The sequence below is a fragment of the Nocardiopsis eucommiae genome (genome assembly GCF_965344335.1).
GTDB classification, from domain to species: Bacteria; Actinomycetota; Actinomycetes; order Streptosporangiales; family Streptosporangiaceae; genus Nocardiopsis; species Nocardiopsis eucommiae.
Map to the genome: position 1 here is coordinate 12112 of NZ_CBDRIY010000032.1, position 17432 is coordinate 29543.

15 protein-coding genes are annotated in these 17432 nt (G+C 71.2%); 7 read left to right on the forward strand and 8 right to left on the reverse strand.

Features of this window, described 5'->3' with window-relative positions:
- Positions 1 to 121 precede the first annotated feature (121 nt).
- The 3 genes from ACRWK8_RS19485 to ACRWK8_RS19495 all read left to right on the forward strand — a co-directional run bounded on the left by ACRWK8_RS19485 (position 122) and on the right by ACRWK8_RS19495 (position 2639).
- Entirely contained in the window at positions 122 to 940 is an 819-nt protein-coding gene (locus ACRWK8_RS19485) for a helix-turn-helix domain-containing protein (protein WP_378744673.1), read from the forward strand.
- A 69-nt stretch (positions 941 to 1009) separates the two neighbouring features.
- On the forward strand, positions 1010 to 2224 hold the full coding sequence (locus ACRWK8_RS19490; protein ID WP_378744683.1) for an amidohydrolase: 1215 nt from the start codon (positions 1010 to 1012) through the stop codon (positions 2222 to 2224).
- Between the two features lie 202 nt (positions 2225 to 2426).
- Positions 2427 to 2639 (forward strand): hypothetical protein, encoded by a 213-nt coding sequence (locus tag ACRWK8_RS19495; protein ID WP_431872014.1) that lies wholly within the window; start codon positions 2427 to 2429, stop codon positions 2637 to 2639.
- 19 nt (positions 2640 to 2658) lie between these two features.
- On the opposite strand, the gene ACRWK8_RS19500 is transcribed toward ACRWK8_RS19495, so the two are convergent.
- Positions 2659 to 3462, reverse strand: a complete 804-nt coding sequence (locus ACRWK8_RS19500; RefSeq protein WP_431872016.1) for a TIGR03089 family protein — start codon at positions 3460 to 3462, stop codon at positions 2659 to 2661.
- A 143-nt stretch (positions 3463 to 3605) separates the two neighbouring features.
- Between ACRWK8_RS19500 and ACRWK8_RS19505 the strand changes: the two genes are divergently transcribed.
- From ACRWK8_RS19505 to ACRWK8_RS19515, 3 genes are read left to right on the forward strand one after another with little or no spacing between them, the layout of a single operon-like run.
- Positions 3606 to 5666 (forward strand): hypothetical protein, encoded by a 2061-nt coding sequence (locus ACRWK8_RS19505; RefSeq protein ID WP_378744707.1) that lies wholly within the window; start codon positions 3606 to 3608, stop codon positions 5664 to 5666.
- 40 nt (positions 5667 to 5706) lie between these two features.
- On the forward strand, positions 5707 to 6642 hold the full coding sequence (locus ACRWK8_RS19510; RefSeq protein WP_352387834.1) for a glycosyltransferase family 2 protein: 936 nt from the start codon (positions 5707 to 5709) through the stop codon (positions 6640 to 6642).
- Positions 6639 to 7745, forward strand: a complete 1107-nt coding sequence (locus tag ACRWK8_RS19515; protein ID WP_378744730.1) for a glycosyltransferase family 4 protein — start codon at positions 6639 to 6641, stop codon at positions 7743 to 7745. The genes ACRWK8_RS19510 and ACRWK8_RS19515 overlap by 4 nt, the downstream gene beginning before the upstream one ends.
- Before the next feature lie 2 nt (positions 7746 to 7747).
- On the opposite strand, the gene ACRWK8_RS19520 is transcribed toward ACRWK8_RS19515, so the two are convergent.
- Both ACRWK8_RS19520 and ACRWK8_RS19525 read right to left on the reverse strand, forming a co-directional pair.
- A complete protein-coding gene (locus ACRWK8_RS19520; protein ID WP_431872019.1) occupies positions 7748 to 8515 on the reverse strand; it encodes a hypothetical protein in 768 nt (255 codons plus the stop codon).
- A gap of 169 nt (positions 8516 to 8684) precedes the next feature.
- Positions 8685 to 9728, reverse strand: coding sequence for a lysylphosphatidylglycerol synthase domain-containing protein (locus ACRWK8_RS19525; protein WP_431872021.1), 1044 nt, complete (start codon positions 9726 to 9728; stop codon positions 8685 to 8687).
- A 103-nt stretch (positions 9729 to 9831) separates the two neighbouring features.
- On the opposite strand from ACRWK8_RS19525, the gene ACRWK8_RS19530 reads away from it, so the two are divergent.
- A complete protein-coding gene (locus tag ACRWK8_RS19530; protein ID WP_431872023.1) occupies positions 9832 to 12459 on the forward strand; it encodes a bifunctional FO biosynthesis protein CofGH in 2628 nt (875 codons plus the stop codon).
- 45 nt (positions 12460 to 12504) lie between these two features.
- On the opposite strand, the gene ACRWK8_RS19535 is transcribed toward ACRWK8_RS19530, so the two are convergent.
- The 5 genes from ACRWK8_RS19535 to ACRWK8_RS19555 all read right to left on the reverse strand — a co-directional run bounded on the left by ACRWK8_RS19535 (position 12505) and on the right by ACRWK8_RS19555 (position 17411).
- Complete coding sequence (locus ACRWK8_RS19535) at positions 12505 to 13293, reverse strand: DUF6082 family protein (protein ID WP_431872025.1); 789 nt, start codon at positions 13291 to 13293, stop codon at positions 12505 to 12507.
- Positions 13241 to 13900 carry a DUF6879 family protein gene (locus ACRWK8_RS19540; RefSeq protein WP_378744787.1) on the reverse strand — a complete coding sequence of 220 codons (660 nt, stop codon included), beginning with the start codon at positions 13898 to 13900 and terminating at the stop codon, positions 13241 to 13243. Before ACRWK8_RS19540 ends, ACRWK8_RS19535 begins: the two co-directional genes overlap by 53 nt.
- Positions 13893 to 14162: a hypothetical protein gene (locus ACRWK8_RS19545; RefSeq protein ID WP_378744792.1), complete on the reverse strand. Its 270-nt coding sequence runs from the start codon at positions 14160 to 14162 to the stop codon at positions 13893 to 13895. The genes ACRWK8_RS19540 and ACRWK8_RS19545 overlap by 8 nt, the downstream gene beginning before the upstream one ends.
- A 508-nt stretch (positions 14163 to 14670) precedes the next feature.
- Positions 14671 to 15681, reverse strand: a complete 1011-nt coding sequence (locus ACRWK8_RS19550) for a chitinase (RefSeq protein ID WP_378744797.1) — start codon at positions 15679 to 15681, stop codon at positions 14671 to 14673.
- A 143-nt stretch (positions 15682 to 15824) separates the two neighbouring features.
- Positions 15825 to 17411 carry a Na+/H+ antiporter gene (locus tag ACRWK8_RS19555; protein WP_378744803.1) on the reverse strand — a complete coding sequence of 529 codons (1587 nt, stop codon included), beginning with the start codon at positions 17409 to 17411 and terminating at the stop codon, positions 15825 to 15827.
- Positions 17412 to 17432 lie beyond the last annotated feature (21 nt).

A 17432-nucleotide genomic window follows, 5' to 3' on the forward strand; every position in this document is an offset into this window, starting at 1 on the left:
GCTTGACCAGCCGCCCCGAACCGGGGAGGGTCGGACCACAGGGGCTGGGGCGTCGGACAGAGGGTACGTCACCACCTGCCCTCCACAGGTGACTGCTGACCGGCCTAGGACGGGAGAGGTTATGGGCGTGAACACCGTGTTGCCGTCGGCGATGTGGCTCCCCTTCGGGGCACGGGTGCTGCGTGCCCGCTCCGATCGGGGCCTCTCACGTGCCGAGCTCGCCAGGAACGTCGGGGTCACCGACGACAAGCTCCGCGAGGTCGAGGACGCGCACTGCCGCCCGGCCCGATCACTGGTCGAGAGGGTCGACACCGCGCTGGGCACCGAGCACCAGCTGGTCGACGCGTGGGCCATCACCCTCCAGGCGGAGGCCTTCCCGAGCGAGTTCGGGGACATGAGCGAGCTCGGCACGCACGCCGCCCGCCTCTGGGAGCACCAGCCGATGGCGGTCCCCGTCTTCCTGCGTACCCGCGAGTACTCGCGGGCGATCCTCGAACCCCGCCACCCCAACCTCGACAGCGAGGAGATCGAGGCCCTGGTGGAGGACGAGATGGCCGAACGCGCCGCCACCACCGGCCCCGACGGCCCCGCGCTGCGCGTGGTCCTCAACGAGTCCGTGCTCCAGCGGCCCCAGGGCGGCGCCGACGTCCTCAACGGACAGCGCGACTTCCTCGGGGACCTCGTCAAGGCGGGCATCCTCAGCCTCGCCGTGATCCCCGAGGAGACCCCGCACCACCCGGGCCTCGGAGGCGCGTTCCGGATCATGGAGTTCGCGGACCGCCCCAGCATGGTCTACGCCTTCGCCGCGCAGGGCGGCGAGCTGACCGGGGACACCGAGGACGTCGGGCACTGCCGCATGGTGCGCGACTCCATCGAGGAGGCCAGTGTGGACCTCACCCCCGAGTCCGAACTCCTCACCGTGCGCTGGCCCGAGGGCTGACCGGTCGTTGGCTGATCGGTCACGGAACGGCCTTGGGAACGTGACCGTCCATGGGCTAGGTTGCCCGCCATGGATATCGCAATCACTTCCGGATACGTGGTTCCCGTCGACGGCGACCCCATCGACGGGGGCACGGTCCTCATCTCCGACGGGAAGATCGCCGCAGTCGGACCGGCCGCCGACGTCACGGTCCCCGAGGGCGCCGAGATCGTCGACGCCGCGGGTCAGTGGGTCCTTCCCGGCTTCGTCGAGGCCCACGGCCACGTGGGTATCCACGAGGAGACCATCGGCTGGGCCGGTGACGACACCAACGAGATGACCGACCCCAACGGCGCCCGCATGCGCGCGATCGACGCCATCAACCCCGCCGACCAGGGTTTCGCCGACGCCCTGTCCGGAGGCGTCACCAGCTCGGTGATCAAGCCCGGCTCCGGGAACCCCATCGGCGGCCGCACCGTCGCCCTCAAGATGTGGGGCCGCAGCGTCGAGGACCGCCTCCTCAAGGAGCCCGCCAGCGTCAAGAGCGCCCTCGGTGAGAACCCCAAGCGCGTCTACGGCAAGAAGGACACCCTGCCCTCCACCCGGCAGGGCGTGGCCGCGGTCATCCGCGACGCCTTCACCCGGGCCCAGGACTACAAGGCCAAGCGGGACCACGCCGCCCAGGAGGGCACGCCCTTCGACCGCGACAACACCCTGGAGACCCTCGTCCAGGTCCTCGACGGCGAGGTGCCCTGGTGCCAGCACGTGCACCGCGCCGACGACATGCACACCGCGATGCGCCTGGCCGACGAGTTCGGCTATCGCCTCATCATCAACCACTGCACCGAGGGCCACCTGCTGGCCGACGAGATCGCCGAGCGCGGCATCCCCGTCATCACCGGTCCGCTGATGACCAGCCGTTCCAAGGTGGAGGTGGGCAACCGGACCCTGGCCAACCCGGGCATCCTGGACCGCGCGGGCGTGAAGGTCGCCCTCACCACCGACGCCCCGGTCATCCCGATCGAGTTCCTCGTGTACCAGGCCATCCTGTGCGTGAAGGAGGGCATGGACCGCGACTCCGCGATCCGCGCGCTCACCGTCAACCCCGCGGAGATCATGGGCCTGGACGACCGGGTCGGGTCCCTGCGCCCCGGGCTGGACGCCGACGTCGTGGTGTGGTCCGGAGACCCGCTCGACATCATGAGCCGCGCCCGGCGCGTGTTCGTCGACGGCCGCGAGGTGTACACCTACGACGAGTCGACGCGCGCCGGGATCGTCGCGGACGCCTACTACCGGGAGTCCTGAGCCCGGACCGCCGTGCGGCCCCACCGCCCCCCACCGGCCCTCTGAGGTACCTCAGACGTCCTCACGCCGTGTCCCGCGCCCTCTGAGGCGGGGCACGGCGCCGTCATCTGGTGAAGTCTCCCGATGTGCGGCCGGGTGCCTTAGCCGGAGTCTGTAACCAGCCGGGAGGTTCCCGGCCGACACGGACCAGCAGGGGGACACCATGCACCCGGACTTCGCCGCACAGGCCGCCGACCTCTACCGGGCCGAGGCCGAACGGGCCGCCCGCGAGGAGTGCGCCGCGCGCCAGGCACGGAAGGAGCGGCGCGAGGAGGCCCGGAGGGTCCGAGCGGCCGAGCGGGCGGAGGGAGCCCGCCGGTCCCGCTCGGAGTCGCGCCGGAGCGGACGAGGCTGGAGGCTCGCCCTCGGCGCATAGGCGGGAGCGACCGTGGCCCCTACCGCGTCACCCGGCGGAAGGGCAGGTCCCCGGCGGGTTCGGTGCCGTACAGGACGGTCACGGCCTCCGCGCCCATCCGGTCCAGGAACCGCTGGAGCCCGTCCTCGGCGGGCGGCGGGGTGAGTACCAGGGGAACCCCGGAGGCGATCGCGGCGGTGACCACGGCCAGGTCCGCGCCGAAGGAGTCCAGCGGGGCGTCGGGAGCCGTGACGACCGCCAGGCGGTCACGTTCACCCAGGTCCCACGCCTTGGCCAGGGCCAGTCCGGCCGCCACCACCTCGGCGCCGGTCAGAGTGCGCCCGGCGGACTCCAGGGCGGGTTCGGCGGCGTCCACCGGGTAGGCGGGGAAGTGGTCTCCGTGCCCGCGCACCTCCACGGTGTAGTCGGTGACCATCGGCGGTACCTCGCGCAGCGGCAGGCCCAACGGGTCCAGGGAGGTGCCCACGACCTCCTCCGCCCCGCTGTCCAGCGCCTCCGTGAGGCGGTCCGGTCCGGCCACCGCGACCTCGGGCGCCGAGCCCTCACCGGAGAGCACCGCGGCCGCCCCCACCGACCAGCAGGACAGCACCCACGCCAGTGACTGCCAGTGCGGCGGCAGGGCGAGCGAGATCCGATCGCCGGGCTGGGTACCGAAGCCGTCCACGAGCATGTTCGAGGTCTTGGACACCCAGTTGTCGAGAGTGGCCCGGGACAGTTCGATCCGGTCCCCGAGGCCGTCGTAGGAGGTCACGAACGGGCGGGTGGGATCGGCGGAGACGAGGGCGCGCCAGAGCCGCGCGGGAGAGTCGGACATGGCGCCCATGCTAGGGCGTGTTCCCGGACCGATCTCCCGGACCGCCCCCCCGCCCGCGGCCGCCCCTTCCGAGCACGCCCCCTTTGTCACGGTCGCGCCCTGGTTGGGGACGGAGTGTGCGTAGCGAAGGGCGAAGTGCCAGAGTTGCCTTCATGCGCCTGCTTCCCGGACGGCTCCTCGCCCGTGTGACCGCGCTCCCCGCGATCGCCCTCTCGGCCTGGCTCCTCGTCGCCTTCCCCCTGCTGGTCCTGGGCCAGTTCACCCCGCTGACCGGACTCGTCCTGGGACTGCCCGCCGTCGTCGCGGCGTGCGCCCTGGTACCGCGCCTGCTCCCGGACCCGCCGGACGAGGAGGACGTGCCCTGGTGGCCGGTGGTCGCGGTGGTGGTCGTCACCGTGGGCTTCGCGGTCGTCCAGATCGCCTACCACGCCGAGGCCCTGGTGATCCGGCGGGACCCGGCCTCCTATGCCATGTACACGGCCTGGATCGCGGAGAACGGGTTCCTGCCCATCCCGCAGCAGCGGGAACTCATCGCGGGGGACGACCCGGCCCTGAGCTACCAGAGCCTCGCCCACTACCAGCGCGACGACGTCATCTGGCCGCAGTTCATGGCCGGGGCGCCGCTGGTGCTGGCGGTCGGCTACTGGCTCGGCGGCCTGGACGGCATGCTGGTGACCACCCCGGTCCTGGGAGCGCTGGGCGTGCTGACCTTCGCCGGGCTCACCGCCCGCCTGGTCGGCGCCCGCTGGGCCCCGCTGGCCGCCCTGATCCTGGCGGTCTGCCTGCCCCAGCAGTGGGTCAGCCGGTTCACCTACAGCGAGCCCCTCGCGCAGATCCTGCTCCTGGGCGGCATGGTCCTCGCCTTCGACGCCCTGAGCCGCAGACGCGCCCTCACCGACCGTTGGGGAGGCCCCCAGGCGCTGGCGCTGGTGGCCGGGGTGGTGTTCGGCCTCGGCGTGCTGGTGCGCATCGACGCCATCCGCGACCTCCTGCCGGTGGTGGGCTTCGTCGGCCTGCTGCTGGTCGCCAGGCGCGGACAGGCGCTGCCACTGCTCACCGGCCTCGGCGTGGGCGTGGGGTACGGGCTGGTCGCGGGGTACGGCTACTCGCTGCCGTACCTGGAGTACCTGTCGGACTCCCTGAACCCGCTCCTGCTGATCAGCGCCGCGGTTCTCGGCGTCACCGTCGCGCTCACCGCCGCCCTGTGGCGGTTCGGGCTGCCGCACACCGAGCGGGTCCGCTGGCTGCCCAACGCGATGGCGCTGCTCGCGCTGCTGGTCATGGTCGGCTTCGCCGTCCGCCCCCTGCTCTGGCCGGACTACGGGCACGGCAGCGACTTCACCGACCAGTGGGTGGCCTCCGTCCAGGACATCGAGGGACTGCCGATCGAGGGGAGCCGCACCTACTACGACATGAGCCTGTACTGGGTGGGCTGGTACGTGGGGCTGAGCACCGTGCTGTTCGCCTCCCTGGGGGTGGCGCTGGTCCTGCGGCGCCTCACGCAGCGCCGCGACCTCCAGTGGCTGCTGCCCGCCATGCTGCTCGTGTGGACGGTCTCCACCACGCTCCTGCGCCCCGCCATCACCCCGGACCACCCCTGGGCCAGCAGGCGCCTGATCGTGCTGGTGATCCCGGCGTTCGTGCTGTTCGCGGTCTGGTTCCTGGCCTGGCTGACCCGCTACTGCGAGAACTCCGTCCGGCACACCCGCGCCACCGCGATGGTGCGGAGCCTCCCGGTCGTGGTGGCCGCCGGTTCGGCGGTGGCCCTGCTCGGACCCGGAGCGGTCACCTCGGCGTCGGGGATCATGGGGTACCGGCAGGACGTGGGCACCGTGGCCGAGACGGAGAGTCTCTGCGCGTCGCTGCCCCCCGACTCCTCGGTCATCGTGGTCGACCCCGGGCTGGCGGGCAACTACATGCCGCTGCTGCGCAACGTCTGCGGCGTGCCCACCGCCTCCCTGGACGACCCCTCCCCGGAGGCGGTCGAGAGGGTCGTCTCGGCCGTGCACCAGCGGGGCCGGGACGCGGTGCTGGCCGCCCCCGACTGGGAACCGCTCGACGCGCTCACCGGGTCCACGGTCGAACCCGAACGGCACTTCCACGTCGTCGCCCAGATGGACCCCAGTACCCTCATGGAACCCCCGACCGGACACTGGACCTTCAACGGCAGTGTGTGGACCGCCGTCCTGCCCGCCACGAACGATCCGGCGTGAGACCCCCGCCCGTCCCTCGACCACCCCGCTGAGAAGGACCATGAGCCACGCAGACGCCCCAGGCCGAGCCCCGGAGCACGACGCCCCGCCGGTGCGGGTCACGATCGTCCTCCCCTGCTACAACGAGGAGGAGCACGTCGTCGACGAGATCAAACGGATCTGCTCGGCGATGGACTCCTCGGGGTACACGTACGAACTGCTCGCCGTCGACGACGCCTCCACCGACGAGACCCTGACCCGGCTGCGCGAGGTGGAGGGCCTCTTCCCGCACATGAGGGTGGTCCCCTTCGGGCACAACGGCGGCGCGGGCACCGTGCGGCGGATCGGCAGCCAGCGGGCGCGCGGCGAGTTCGTGGCGTGGACCGACGCCGACATGAGCTACCCCAACGAGCGCATCCCCGAGCTCGTCGCCATGCTCGACAACGACCCGGAGATCGACCAGGTCGTGGGTGCGCGCACCCAGGAGAGGGGATCGCACAAGGCGCTCCGGGTCCCCGCCAAGTGGATGATCCGGAAGGTCGCGGAACGCCTCACCAACACCCGCATCCCGGACCTCAACTCCGGGCTCCGGGTGTTCCGCAGGGACGTCGCCCGCCCCTACCTGCGGCTCCTGCCCCCGGGGTTCTCCTGCGTCACCACCATCACGCTGGCGTTCCTGTCCAACCAGCACCCGCTGAGGTACGTGCCCATCGAGTACGCCAAGCGGGCGGGGACGTCCAAGTTCCACTTCGTGCGCGACGCCTACCGGTACATCCTCCAGGTGCTCCGCATGGTCATGTACTTCAACCCGCTCAAGGTCCTCATGCCGCCCGCACTGTGGCTGCTGGGGATCGGGGCGGTCAAGTTCGTCTACGACCAGGTCCGCAACCCGCTCTACATACCCAACAACACCGTCATGATCCTCATGACCGGGCTGATCATCGCGGCGATCGCGCTCCTGGCCGACCTCATCGTGCGTTCCAGGGAGCACCCGTGACCGGCCGGATCACCCTCGTGGGCCCCGCACACCCCTACAAGGGCGGCGGGGCCCGGCACACGACGGAGCTCGCGCACCGGCTGCGCGCGCTCGGCCACGAGACGGGCGTCGAGTCCTGGCGGGCGCAGTACCCGGCGGCGCTCTACCCGGGCACGCAGACCATCACCGACCCCGAGGGGGAGCCGTACCCGGACACCCGCCATGAGCTGGCCTGGTACCGGCCGGACGGCTGGTGGCGCACGGGGCGTCGGCTCGCGGGCGAGGACGCCCTGGTGGTGCTCACCCTGTTCTCGCCGGTGCAGGTGCCCGCCTACCTCGGCGTCCTCGCCGGGATCAGGTCGCGACGGCGGGGGACCCGGGTGGTGGCGCTGTGCCACAACGTGCTGCCGCACGAGCGCCGGGCGGTGGACGTGTCCCTGGTACGCGCGCTGCTGCGGCGGGTGGACGGGGTCCTCACCCACTCGGCCGAACAGGGCCACCTCGCCGAGGGGCTGCTCGGCCCGGACCGGCCGCGTCCCGTGGTCGCGGAGATGCCGCCGCACCTGCCCGAGACCGGGGGAGCGCGTGCCGGTGGTTCAGGGGAGCACCGAAACCTGGTGTTCTTCGGGATCGTCCGCCCGTACAAGGGGGTGGACGTGCTGCTGCGCGCCTTGGCCGAGGGGGCGCCCGAGGACGTCACCCTCACCGTCGCCGGTGAGTTCTGGGGAGGTTCCACGGACCTCGCCGACCTGGCCGGGGAGTTGGGCGTGGCCGACCGGGTCCGGTTCCGCGAGGGGTACGTGCCCGCAGACGAGCTGCCCGGGCTGCTCGCCGGGGCCGACGCCCTGGTGCTGCCCTACCGCTCCGCCACCGCCACCCAGAACGTGTGGCTGGCGCACGAGCACGGTCTCCCGGTGATCGCCACCCGGGCGGGCACCCTCGCGGACCACGTGCGCGACGGCGTGGACGGGCTGCTCTGCGAACCGGGAGACGTCGCGGACCTCGCCCGGGCGCTGGCCGCCTTCTACGAGCCGGGCACGCCCGCCCGGCTCAGGGAGGGTGTCCGGCCGGTGGACGCCGAACCGTACTGGAGGGCCTACACCGACCGGCTGCTGTCCGCCTGACCTCAGGACGCCCGGCGGCGGCGCAGGTGGAGCACGGCGGGCACCAGCATGCAGACGGCGCCGAGCATCCCCACGCCCAGAAGGACCCACGGGAGGTACGCGCGCGGGTCGGAGGACGCCTCCTGGCCCGACGCGCGCTGTTCCGTCAGCTCGTCCTCGGTGCCCACCTGGACGCTGCTCAGCGGGGTCGCGGCGGTCACCGTGCAGTCCCCGAACCCGGGCAGGCTGAAGGTCTCGGTGGCCACGCGGACCTCGTAGAAGCCCAGTGGCGGTTCCCAGTCCTCCCAGGCCAGGCCGGGCGGATCGTCACCGGTCAGCAGCCTGCCGTCGTCGCCGGAGAGCGTGGCGGTGAGGGTTCCGGCGCGCTCGGTGGCCGCGCCCATGTCCTCGGCGCTGATCCCGGGCAGCGGTTCGGGGTTCGGCACCAGTTCCAGTTCGAGGTCGGTCGTCCCCTCCTCGCCCTCGGTCTCGTCCTCGCCGTCCTCCTCGCTGTCGGCGGCGAGCTCGGCGGCCAGGCTCAGGGAGAGCTCGGGCTGGCCGTCGGGGGAGTCGCTCACCACGGGGAAGAGCTGACCCACCACGGTGAGGGTGCCCGCGCCCTGGTCACACGCCACGTCGGCGGGTTTGACGTACGCGTGGGTGGGGCCTTCGGCGGTGGCCTCGGCCGTGGGTTCGGTCGCCGGATCGGCCGCGCCGAGGGTGGCCGGTGCCAGTGTGAGGGTCACGGCGAGGGCGGACAGGACACGTGGGAAGCGGGGGGCCCAGTTCATACGGCATGAGCATAGGCCGCGTCCCGCCAAAAAAGAAGGTTTCTTTCCTGTTTTGTTGCGCGGGGCGTTCCCGGCCGTTCGGGCCCACCCCGGGGCCCGCCCGGTCGCCTCCGGACCGTTTCCGGACCTCGGGCCGGACGCGTCTCCTCCTCGCTCCCCGCGCCGGGCCCTACTCGGGTTCCCGCTCGGAGCCCGGTCCCGTACGCGCCCTCGGGGACGGTCTCTCCGGATCCCCCACGGACGCTCCGCGCACCGGCCCAGAACCCTCCTCCCCGTCACCGGAACCACCCTTCGGCGGTCCCGGCGACAACAGGAGCGACAGCCCCGCCCAGCCCACGTCCGCCACCGTCATCACCAGCCGGGACAGCACCGCCACCACGAGGGCGGCGCCCGCGTCGACCACCGGCGCCAGCGCCACCACCAGCACCACCTCGCGCACGCCCAGACCGGCGGGCGCGAACACCACCAGCAGCCCCAGAGTCCAGGCGAGCGCGTAGGCGCCCACCGCCGGGCCCACCGATCCCAGGGCGTCGCCCCCCACGGCCCAGGTCAGCAACCACACGTGCGCGCCCAACGGCACCCACGCCACCAGGGTCCAGGACACCGACGCCGCGACCGAACGCCCGCCGATCTCCAGTGGACCCGCCTCGGCCACCTCACGGAACCGCGCGAAGGGGCGGGCCGCCAGCCGGACCCCCCACCCCAGCACCCTCGGGTGCAGGCAGGCCAACAGCAACGGGGCAGCGGCCAGCGCCCACCACCAGCGCCGGGCCGCCTCGGCGGAGGACAGCGGCAGGGCCACAGCCGCCACAGCCAGGCTCACGGCCACCGTGACGGCGATCGCCAGCAGGGTCGCCGCCGCCCCCCGCGATCTCGGCACCCGCCAGTCACGGGCCAGCTCCACCTGGGCCACGAACGCCCACACCGACCCCGGCAGGTACTTGCCGAGCTGGCCCACGAACATCACCCGGGCGGCCGCCGCCCTCGGCAACGGCGAGCCCAGACCGGCCAGCAGCGAGCGCCACGCCATCATCTGCGCCACCAGCCCCAGCATCCCCGCCAGCACCGCCGTGGGCAGCACCCAGAGCGGGAGCTCGGACACAGCGGCCCGTGCCTGCGTCCAGTTGGCGTACAGAGCGGCGCCCGCGCACGCGCACACCAGCGCGAGCAGGGCCAGGCGCACCCAGGAGTTCCGTCGAAGCCGAGTCAGCACCCCCCAAGCCTATGCCGCGGACCCCGCCCCTCCCGGGTTGTCCACAGGCCCGACCGGGTGGCGCCCGCGACCGAAACCGACCGGGCGCGTAGGGTGATCGCTTATGAGTGGTGCGAACGACCCTGCCCCCATCCCCACCCCGACGGCATCCGTCACGCGCAGGGCCCTGGCCCGTGCCCGGGACGGCAAGACCCTCGACGTCACCGAGGCGGAGGTACTGCTGCACGCCCGGGACGAGGACCTCGACCAACTCCTGGAGTACGCGGGACGGGTCCGCGACGCGGGCCTGGAGGCGGCGGGCCGCCCCGGCGTCATCACCTACAGCCGCAAGGTCTTCGTCCCCCTGACCCGCCTGTGCCGCGACCGCTGCCACTACTGCACCTTCGCCACGGTCCCCGGGCGTCTCGACGCGCCCTTCATGTCGCCGGACGAGGTCCTGGAGGTCGCCCGCGAGGGCGCCGCCCTGGGCTGCAAGGAAGTCCTCATCACCCTGGGAGACCGGCCCGAGGACCGCTGGAAGCAGGCCGCCGAGTGGCTCAACTCGCGCGGCTACGACGACACCCTCTCCTACGTGCGCGCCATGGCGATCATGATCCTGGAGGAGACCGGTCTGCTCCCGCACCTCAACCCCGGGGTGCTGACCTGGTCCGACCTCCAGCGGCTCAAGCCCGTCGCCCCCTCCATGGGGATGATGCTGGAGACCACCTCCCGGCGGCTGTTCACCGAGAAGGGCCAGCCCCACTACGGCAGCCCCGACAAGGACCCCGCCGTGCGGCTGCGCGCCCTGGAGGACGCCGGGCGCTCCAGCGTCCCCTTCACGACCGGCATCCTGCTCGGGATCGGTGAGACGGTCGCGGACCGCGCGGAGTCGATCTTCGCGATGCGCGGGGTCTCCCGCCGCTACGGCGGCGTGCAGGAGGTCATCGTGCAGAACTTCCGGGCCAAGCCGGACACCGCGATGATGCACCGGCCCGACGCCGAACGCGACATGATGGCCGCCACCATCGCGGTCACCCGCCTCGTCATGGGGCCCCGGGCCCACGTGCAGGCCCCGCCCAACCTCATCGGCGCGGACCGGGGAGGCGTGGACGAGTACGCACTGATGATCCGCGCGGGCATCGACGACTGGGGCGGTGTCTCTCCGCTCACCGCCGACCACGTCAACCCCGAGCGCCCCTGGCCGCAGATCGACGACCTCGCCGCCCGCACCGCCGCCCAGGGCTTCGACCTGCGTGAGCGCCTCACCGTGTACCCCGAGTACATCCGGGCGGGAGAGCCCTGGGTCGACCCGCGCCTGCGCGAGCACGTCCACGCCCTGGTGGACCCGGAGACCGGCCTGGCCCGCGAGGACGCACCCCTGGTGGGCCGCCCCTGGCAGGAGCCGGAGGCGGTCCTGGTCTCCTCGGGCCGCACCGACCTGCACACGGAGATCGACGGCGAGGGCCGCACCGGTGACCGGCGCGGCGACTTCGAGGCGGTCTACGGCGACTGGGACGAACTGGCCTCCGGAGTGGACCGGAAGGGGGCCACACCCCGACGCCTGGACCCCGAGATCGCCGCCGCACTGCGCAGCGCCGAGAACGACCCGGCCGGACTCGGCGACTCCGAGGCGTTGGCCCTGCTGCACGCCGACGGGGACGCCCTGGACGCGCTCACCGACCTGGCCGACCGGGTCCGCCGCGACACCGTGGGCGACGACGTCACCTACGTCGTGACCAGGAACATCAACTTCACGAACGTCTGCTACACCGGCTGCCGGTTCTGCGCGTTCGCCCAGCGGCGCACCGACGCCGACGCCTACACGCTCTCCCTCGACCAGGTGGCCGACCGCGCCGAGGAGGCCTGGAAGGCGGGGGCCACCGAGGTGTGCATGCAGGGCGGCATCCACCCGGACCTGCCCGGGACCGCCTACTTCGACATCGCCGCCGCCGTCCGCGAGCGCGTCCCCGACATGCACGTCCACGCCTTCAGCCCGATGGAGGTGGTCAACGGCGCCGCCCGGACCAACCTGTCCGTGCGCGAGTGGCTGACCCGCGCCCGCGAGGCCGGACTGGGGTCGATCCCGGGGACCGCCGCCGAGATCCTCGACGACGAGGTCCGGTGGGTGCTCACCAAGGGCAAGCTCCCGGCCAGCGAGTGGATCGAGGTCATCACGAGCGCCCACGACCTGGGCATCCCGACCACGTCCACGATGATGTACGGGCACGTGGACTCCCCGCACCACTGGGTGGCGCACATCAAGCTGCTGCGGTCGCTCCAGGAACGGTCCATGGAGCGCAACGGCAGGCCCGGCTTCACGGAGTTCGTTCCGCTGCCGTTCGTGCACACCAACGCGCCGATCTACCTCGCCGGGCTGGCCCGCACGGGGCCGACCGTCCGGGAGAACCGCGCGGTGCACGCCCTGGCCCGACTCCTCCTGCACGGGAGCATCGACAACATCCAGGGCTCCTGGGTCAAGCTCGCGGAGGACACCTTCCGTCAGCTGCTGCGCGGGGGAGTCAACGACGTGGGCGGCACCCTGATGGAGGAGACCATCAGCCGCATGGCCGGTTCCGGCCAGGGTTCCTACAAGACCATCAGTGACATCAGGGCCCTCGTCGAGCCCACCGGCCGTCCGGTCCGCCAGCGCACCACCCTCTACGGGACCGTCCCGGAGGAGCGCCGCCGAGTCGCGGAGGCCAGCGACGGCGTGGCCGCGAGCATCCTGCGGCCCCAGCTGCCGATGGCCTGACCAGGAACGGAGGGTGCGGGACGCCGAGCGCGCCCCGCACCCCGGTCAGGCGTCGCGACGCCCCAGCGCGGTGAGGACCGCACCGGTCACCACGCCGCCCAGCCCGAAGGCCAGGAGGGCCGGGGCGGCTCGGCGCAGCTGGGACCGGGGCCGTGTGTCGGGGCGCGGGGGTACCCGCCTCGGCACGGGGGCCGGGGCCTCGGCCAGCGCCGCACGGTAGGCGTCGTCGAGGATCTGGTTGAACCTGGCGTCGGCCCTGCTCGCTGGCGCGGACAGGCGACTGGTCCGGGCCTGCGCCCAGTAGTCCCGGCCGACCTCGCCCCGGAACATCTCCAGGGCGTTGCGGTGCAGGCGTTTCTCGGGGGTCGCCCCGGCCCGGAACGAGGTGCCCCACTGCGTGACGATCATGTTCGTGTACATGAGCTGCTTGCGGGCCCTGGCGTCGCCCTCGCCGTCGACCGGCCCCCAGCACTCGTCGAGGTCGGGGTCGGACATGGCCATTCGCAGGAGGTCGCCCATGGCCTGACGGCGGCTGTCGTCCGCCGCTCTGCGCAGTTCACGGGCCTGGTAGACGAGGGTCACGATCACACCGAGGAGCGCGAGCACCGCGATCAACGCGGAGATCGCCCCGTAGGTCTGGCCTATGAGACTCAGTCGTTCCCACTCCTTGTTCGTACCGCCGAAAACGCGCAGACCCAGGGGTGAGACGAGGGTCAGCGCGAGTCCGGCGAGTACCACCAGTACGACGACGACAGCCGGGAGGATCCTCGCGGCGCCCCGGTCAGCCGCTGACGGCGGAACGGGCGTGCTCCGGTCGGCCGACGGCCGGGACACGCGGACGGACCTCCCTGTCGTAGAACTCCAGCAGGGGTTCGGACCTGCGGTAGAGGTCGGCGATGGCCTCGGACAGGGTTCGGGCGAGCTCAGGGTCGTCGATCCGCTTGGCTCCGATGGGGGTCCAGCGTTCGTCGTAGCGAACCTGGTAGACGACCTCTCCTCCGTAGACCACGAGTTCCGGGAGGGGTGACTCCCGCTCGAACTCCCCGACCTGCTCGGCATCCAGAACACCGATCTCGTACCCGCTCTCGACGAAAACGCGGTGGCTCAACATCTCCCACCGAAGATACGGGGTGATCGGGGTCTCGACGATCCGGACCCGGCGCAGGTGCACTCCTTGCTGCGTGTAGCTCCTCCGTTGGCGTTCCAGGTCGGGGCGCTCGCTCTCGAAGATCCGGGCCACCCTGGCCCAGTCACCCTCCTGGTAGGCCTCCCACGCCGGGTCGCCGTCCTCGTGGAAGACCTGGGACCGCTCCAGCTTCCAGGAGTCTCCGACGATGTCCGGGTCGGCGCGGACTCGCGCCGCGTCCGCGTGGTAGGCGCGACGGTCCAACTCGCGTCCGGGAGACGCGCGAACGGCATGGAAGGGAGTGGCGTCAGGCATCGCTGATGTCCTTCTTGGCGGATCGGAGCATGATCCCCGGGATCACCACCAGGCGCTCGTCGCTCCCCACCCGGAGGCCGGTGGGGAGTCGGTCCCGGAAGAGTTCGGTCGCGTCGCGCCCCACCACGGCCACGTCGCCGTTGTCGAGCTCCCAGATCTCGGGGCAGTCGTCGTTGAACCTGCTGGCCTTGAGTTCCGCTGCGGTCTTGCCCAGACGCCTCGCGAAGAGTGCTGAGGGGTCGACCTCCCAGAGACGTTCCATGGGTTTCCTTTCAGGCCTGGGGGCGGGGGATTAGACGTGCCCAGTGAAGGCCTGATTATGCCGTGATCCCGTGGATGGCAGAAATCGGCCAACCGCATCCATGTCACAGCACTGTACGTGTTCAACCGTGCGCTCTTGAGTTTTCCACAGGAGGGCGTGGAAGATTTTTTACCCGAGGGGATCCAGAGGTTCTCTCGGGAGGTTCCAGAGGTTCTGACCTCGGGTTCTGTAGGTCACGGAGAGGACTCGAACTGCACATGCTTATGCCTGTGCAGTTTGTTCGGGAGTCGAGTGATTTGCCGCTTCATGAGTCTGGGGCAATTTCCGCTCATGCTATGACGTGCCAGCTTGGCGCCATTCATCGGATTTCGAGGAGCGGGCCACGAAGGAGGGGCGGGACGCCGGGGGGTGGCGTCCCGCCCCTTTTTTCTCGGGCGGCCCGTCGGGGATGGGAGTGAGGCGACGGGGCGCTGTCCGCGGGATGGGAGTGGACCCGCGGGCTGGGGGGTTACTGGAGTCGGGCCGAGATGGTGTTGGCGAAGTCGTAGTTGTTGGTGGCGTCCCAGTTGATGGACCAGGTCATCACGCCGCCGATCGGCCCGTACGGGGTGGTGGGGGAGTAGGAGCCGCAGTCGGTTCCGGTCTCCAGGCAGTCCAGGGCGGAGATGATGCCGCTCGGGGCCAGGTAGCCGCCTCCGGCCGCGGAGGGCACGGCGGGCAGGCCCAGGCCGACCTGGTCGGGGCTCAGGCCCATCTCCAGCTGGATGCAGGCCAGCGCGGCGACGAAGTCGCTCGTGCCCTGCTGGTAGACGCTGTCGTCACAACCGAGCATGGAGCCCGAGTTGTAGTACTGCATGTTCACGATGGTGAGGATGTCGGAGATGTTGCTGGCCAGCTGGTAGTACCCGGCGCTGGGGCTCTGGAAGTCGATGGTCTGGGGCGCCATCGTGATGATGAGCCCGGGACCCGCCTGGCCGCTGAGGTCCTGTAGGGCGCTGGTCATGTGCTCGGCGTTGATGCCGTGCTCCAGGTCGATGTCCACACCGTCGAACCCGTAGTCCTGCATGAGCTCGTGGGTGGTGTCCGCGAAGTTCTGCGCCTGGGTGGGGTTGGTGACGTCCACGTGGCCGAGCTCGCCGCCCACGGAGATGATCACCTTGCGGCCCTCGGCCTGGATGGCGGCGATGTCCTCGCGGAACTGCGCGTCGGTGTAGCCGTCGAGCTCGTCGCTGGCCAGGTTGAAGGTGATGCCGCCGTCGAGCTGGGGATGGTTGTCGGCGAAGGCGACCGCCACGAGGTTGTACTCGCTGGGGATCTCGGAGAGCGGCATCACGGTGGAGCCGTTGTCGAAGTTGTGCCAGTAGCCGGTGAGCCACTGGCTGGTCTGCTGGGTCTCGACGGGATCCGTCGAGGCCTGTGCCGGTTCGGGCGCCAGGGCACCGACGGAGGTGACGAACGCGGTGGCCACGGCGGCGAGGCCGCTGAGGATCGCGAGCCTGGACTTCCGGGGGCTGAGCATGGGGAGTGCTCCTTTCGTCGAGCGGGGTGACGAAGGCGTGCTCTGTGAGCCGGTAATTGTTAGGAAACTTTAAAGTTGCGTTCCGCGAAGGTCAACGGAAACGGTTAGGAAAGTTTGCGGTTTTCTTGGGTACCCGGTACCAGTCACACTCCGTACTGGCCGGGCCCGCCGTCCCGGATGTCCATGTCCCGGGCGAGCTTCGTGAACACGTCGTGGTCGATGTCCCCCGAGCGGTACAGGGAGATGAGGGAGTCCCGTCGGGCCTGGTTGATCTGGGTGAGGGTCTCCCTGCGGTCCCGGGCGTCCTCCTTCACCCGGTCGAGGTCCCCCTCGTCCAGCAACCCCTTCACGTGCCCGATCCTCTTGCTGAAGCGGTCACGCATGGCGTCCGCCGACCGGTCGTCCAGCTCGCCCCCGGTGAGCATCTCGTCCACCTTGCGCACGGCGGCGCAGTCCATCTCGTACTCGGCCCGCAGGAACTCCCGGTGACGGGTGCCCTCGTCGGACAGTCGCAGCTTGCGCAGCAGCCACGGCAGTGTCGTGCCCTGCGTCAGGAGCGTGCCCATCACGACCACGCCGGCGATGAAGATCAGCGCGCCCCGCTCGGTGAACTGCTGCCCGTTCAGGGTCGCGGGCAGGGACAGCGCGATCGCCAGGGAGATCGCGCCGCGCATTCCGCTCCACCCGATCGCCACGCGCTCCCGGAAGCCCGACACGTCCAGCGGGGACCGGGAGACGAAGCGCTGCAACGACGTCAGGAACATCATCAGCACCATGCGCAGCACCATGGCGGTTGCGGTCACCACGAGCGCCGCCACCACCAGGTCCGTGATCGAGTAGTTCGCCCGTACCGCCCGCAGCACGGCGTCCAACTGCAACCCCAGAAGCACGAACAGCATCGCCTCCAGCAGGCTCACCAGGGTGCCCCAGATGGTCTGCCCGCTCGCCCTCACCCGTGGCGGCAGCAGACCCTCACCGTGGGTACCCAGGTAGAACCCGGCCACGACCGCTGACAGCACCCCGGAGAACCCTGCCATCTCGGAGGGGATGTAGGCCACGAACGGTGTGATGAGCACCGTCATCAGCTGGAGTGAGGGGTCCTGGATCCGGTTGCGCCCCCACGCGATCAGCACCGCTACCACGGCACCGTAGAGCAGCCCGCCCACCACGACCCTGCCCAGTTCCAGCAGGGCGTCCCCCGGGGTGAGCGGGCGCATCATGGCGGTGATGGCCAGGCTGAAGAGGGTCAGAGCGACCCCGTCGTTGATCAGGGACTCACCCTCCAGGATGGTCAGCACCCGACGCGGCGTGCCCACGCGTTTGAGGATCGCGGAGGCCGCCACGGCGTCGGTCGGCGCGATCGCCGCGCCCAACGCGATGGCGGCGGGCCAGCCCGCGGCCGGGATGAGCAGGTGGATGACCGCGGCCAGCCCGAACGCCGTCGCCAGCGTCATCCCGACCGACATCACGATGATGGGCCGCGCCAGTTCGCGCATGTCCCTGGGGGAGGAGAAGAACGCCGCGTTGTAGATCAGCGGCGGCAGGAAGACCAGGAGGATGACCTCGGGAGTGATGGACATCGAGTGCATCCACGGCACGATTCCCAGGAGCATGCCCAGCACCACCAGGACCACCGCTCCCGGGATCCTGATCCGTCCGGCGATCAGCTGGCCCACGATGACCGCGACCACCACGACCAGCGTGGCGATCACGTAGTGCTGAACGGACATCCCGGCTCCCCCCGACGGCCC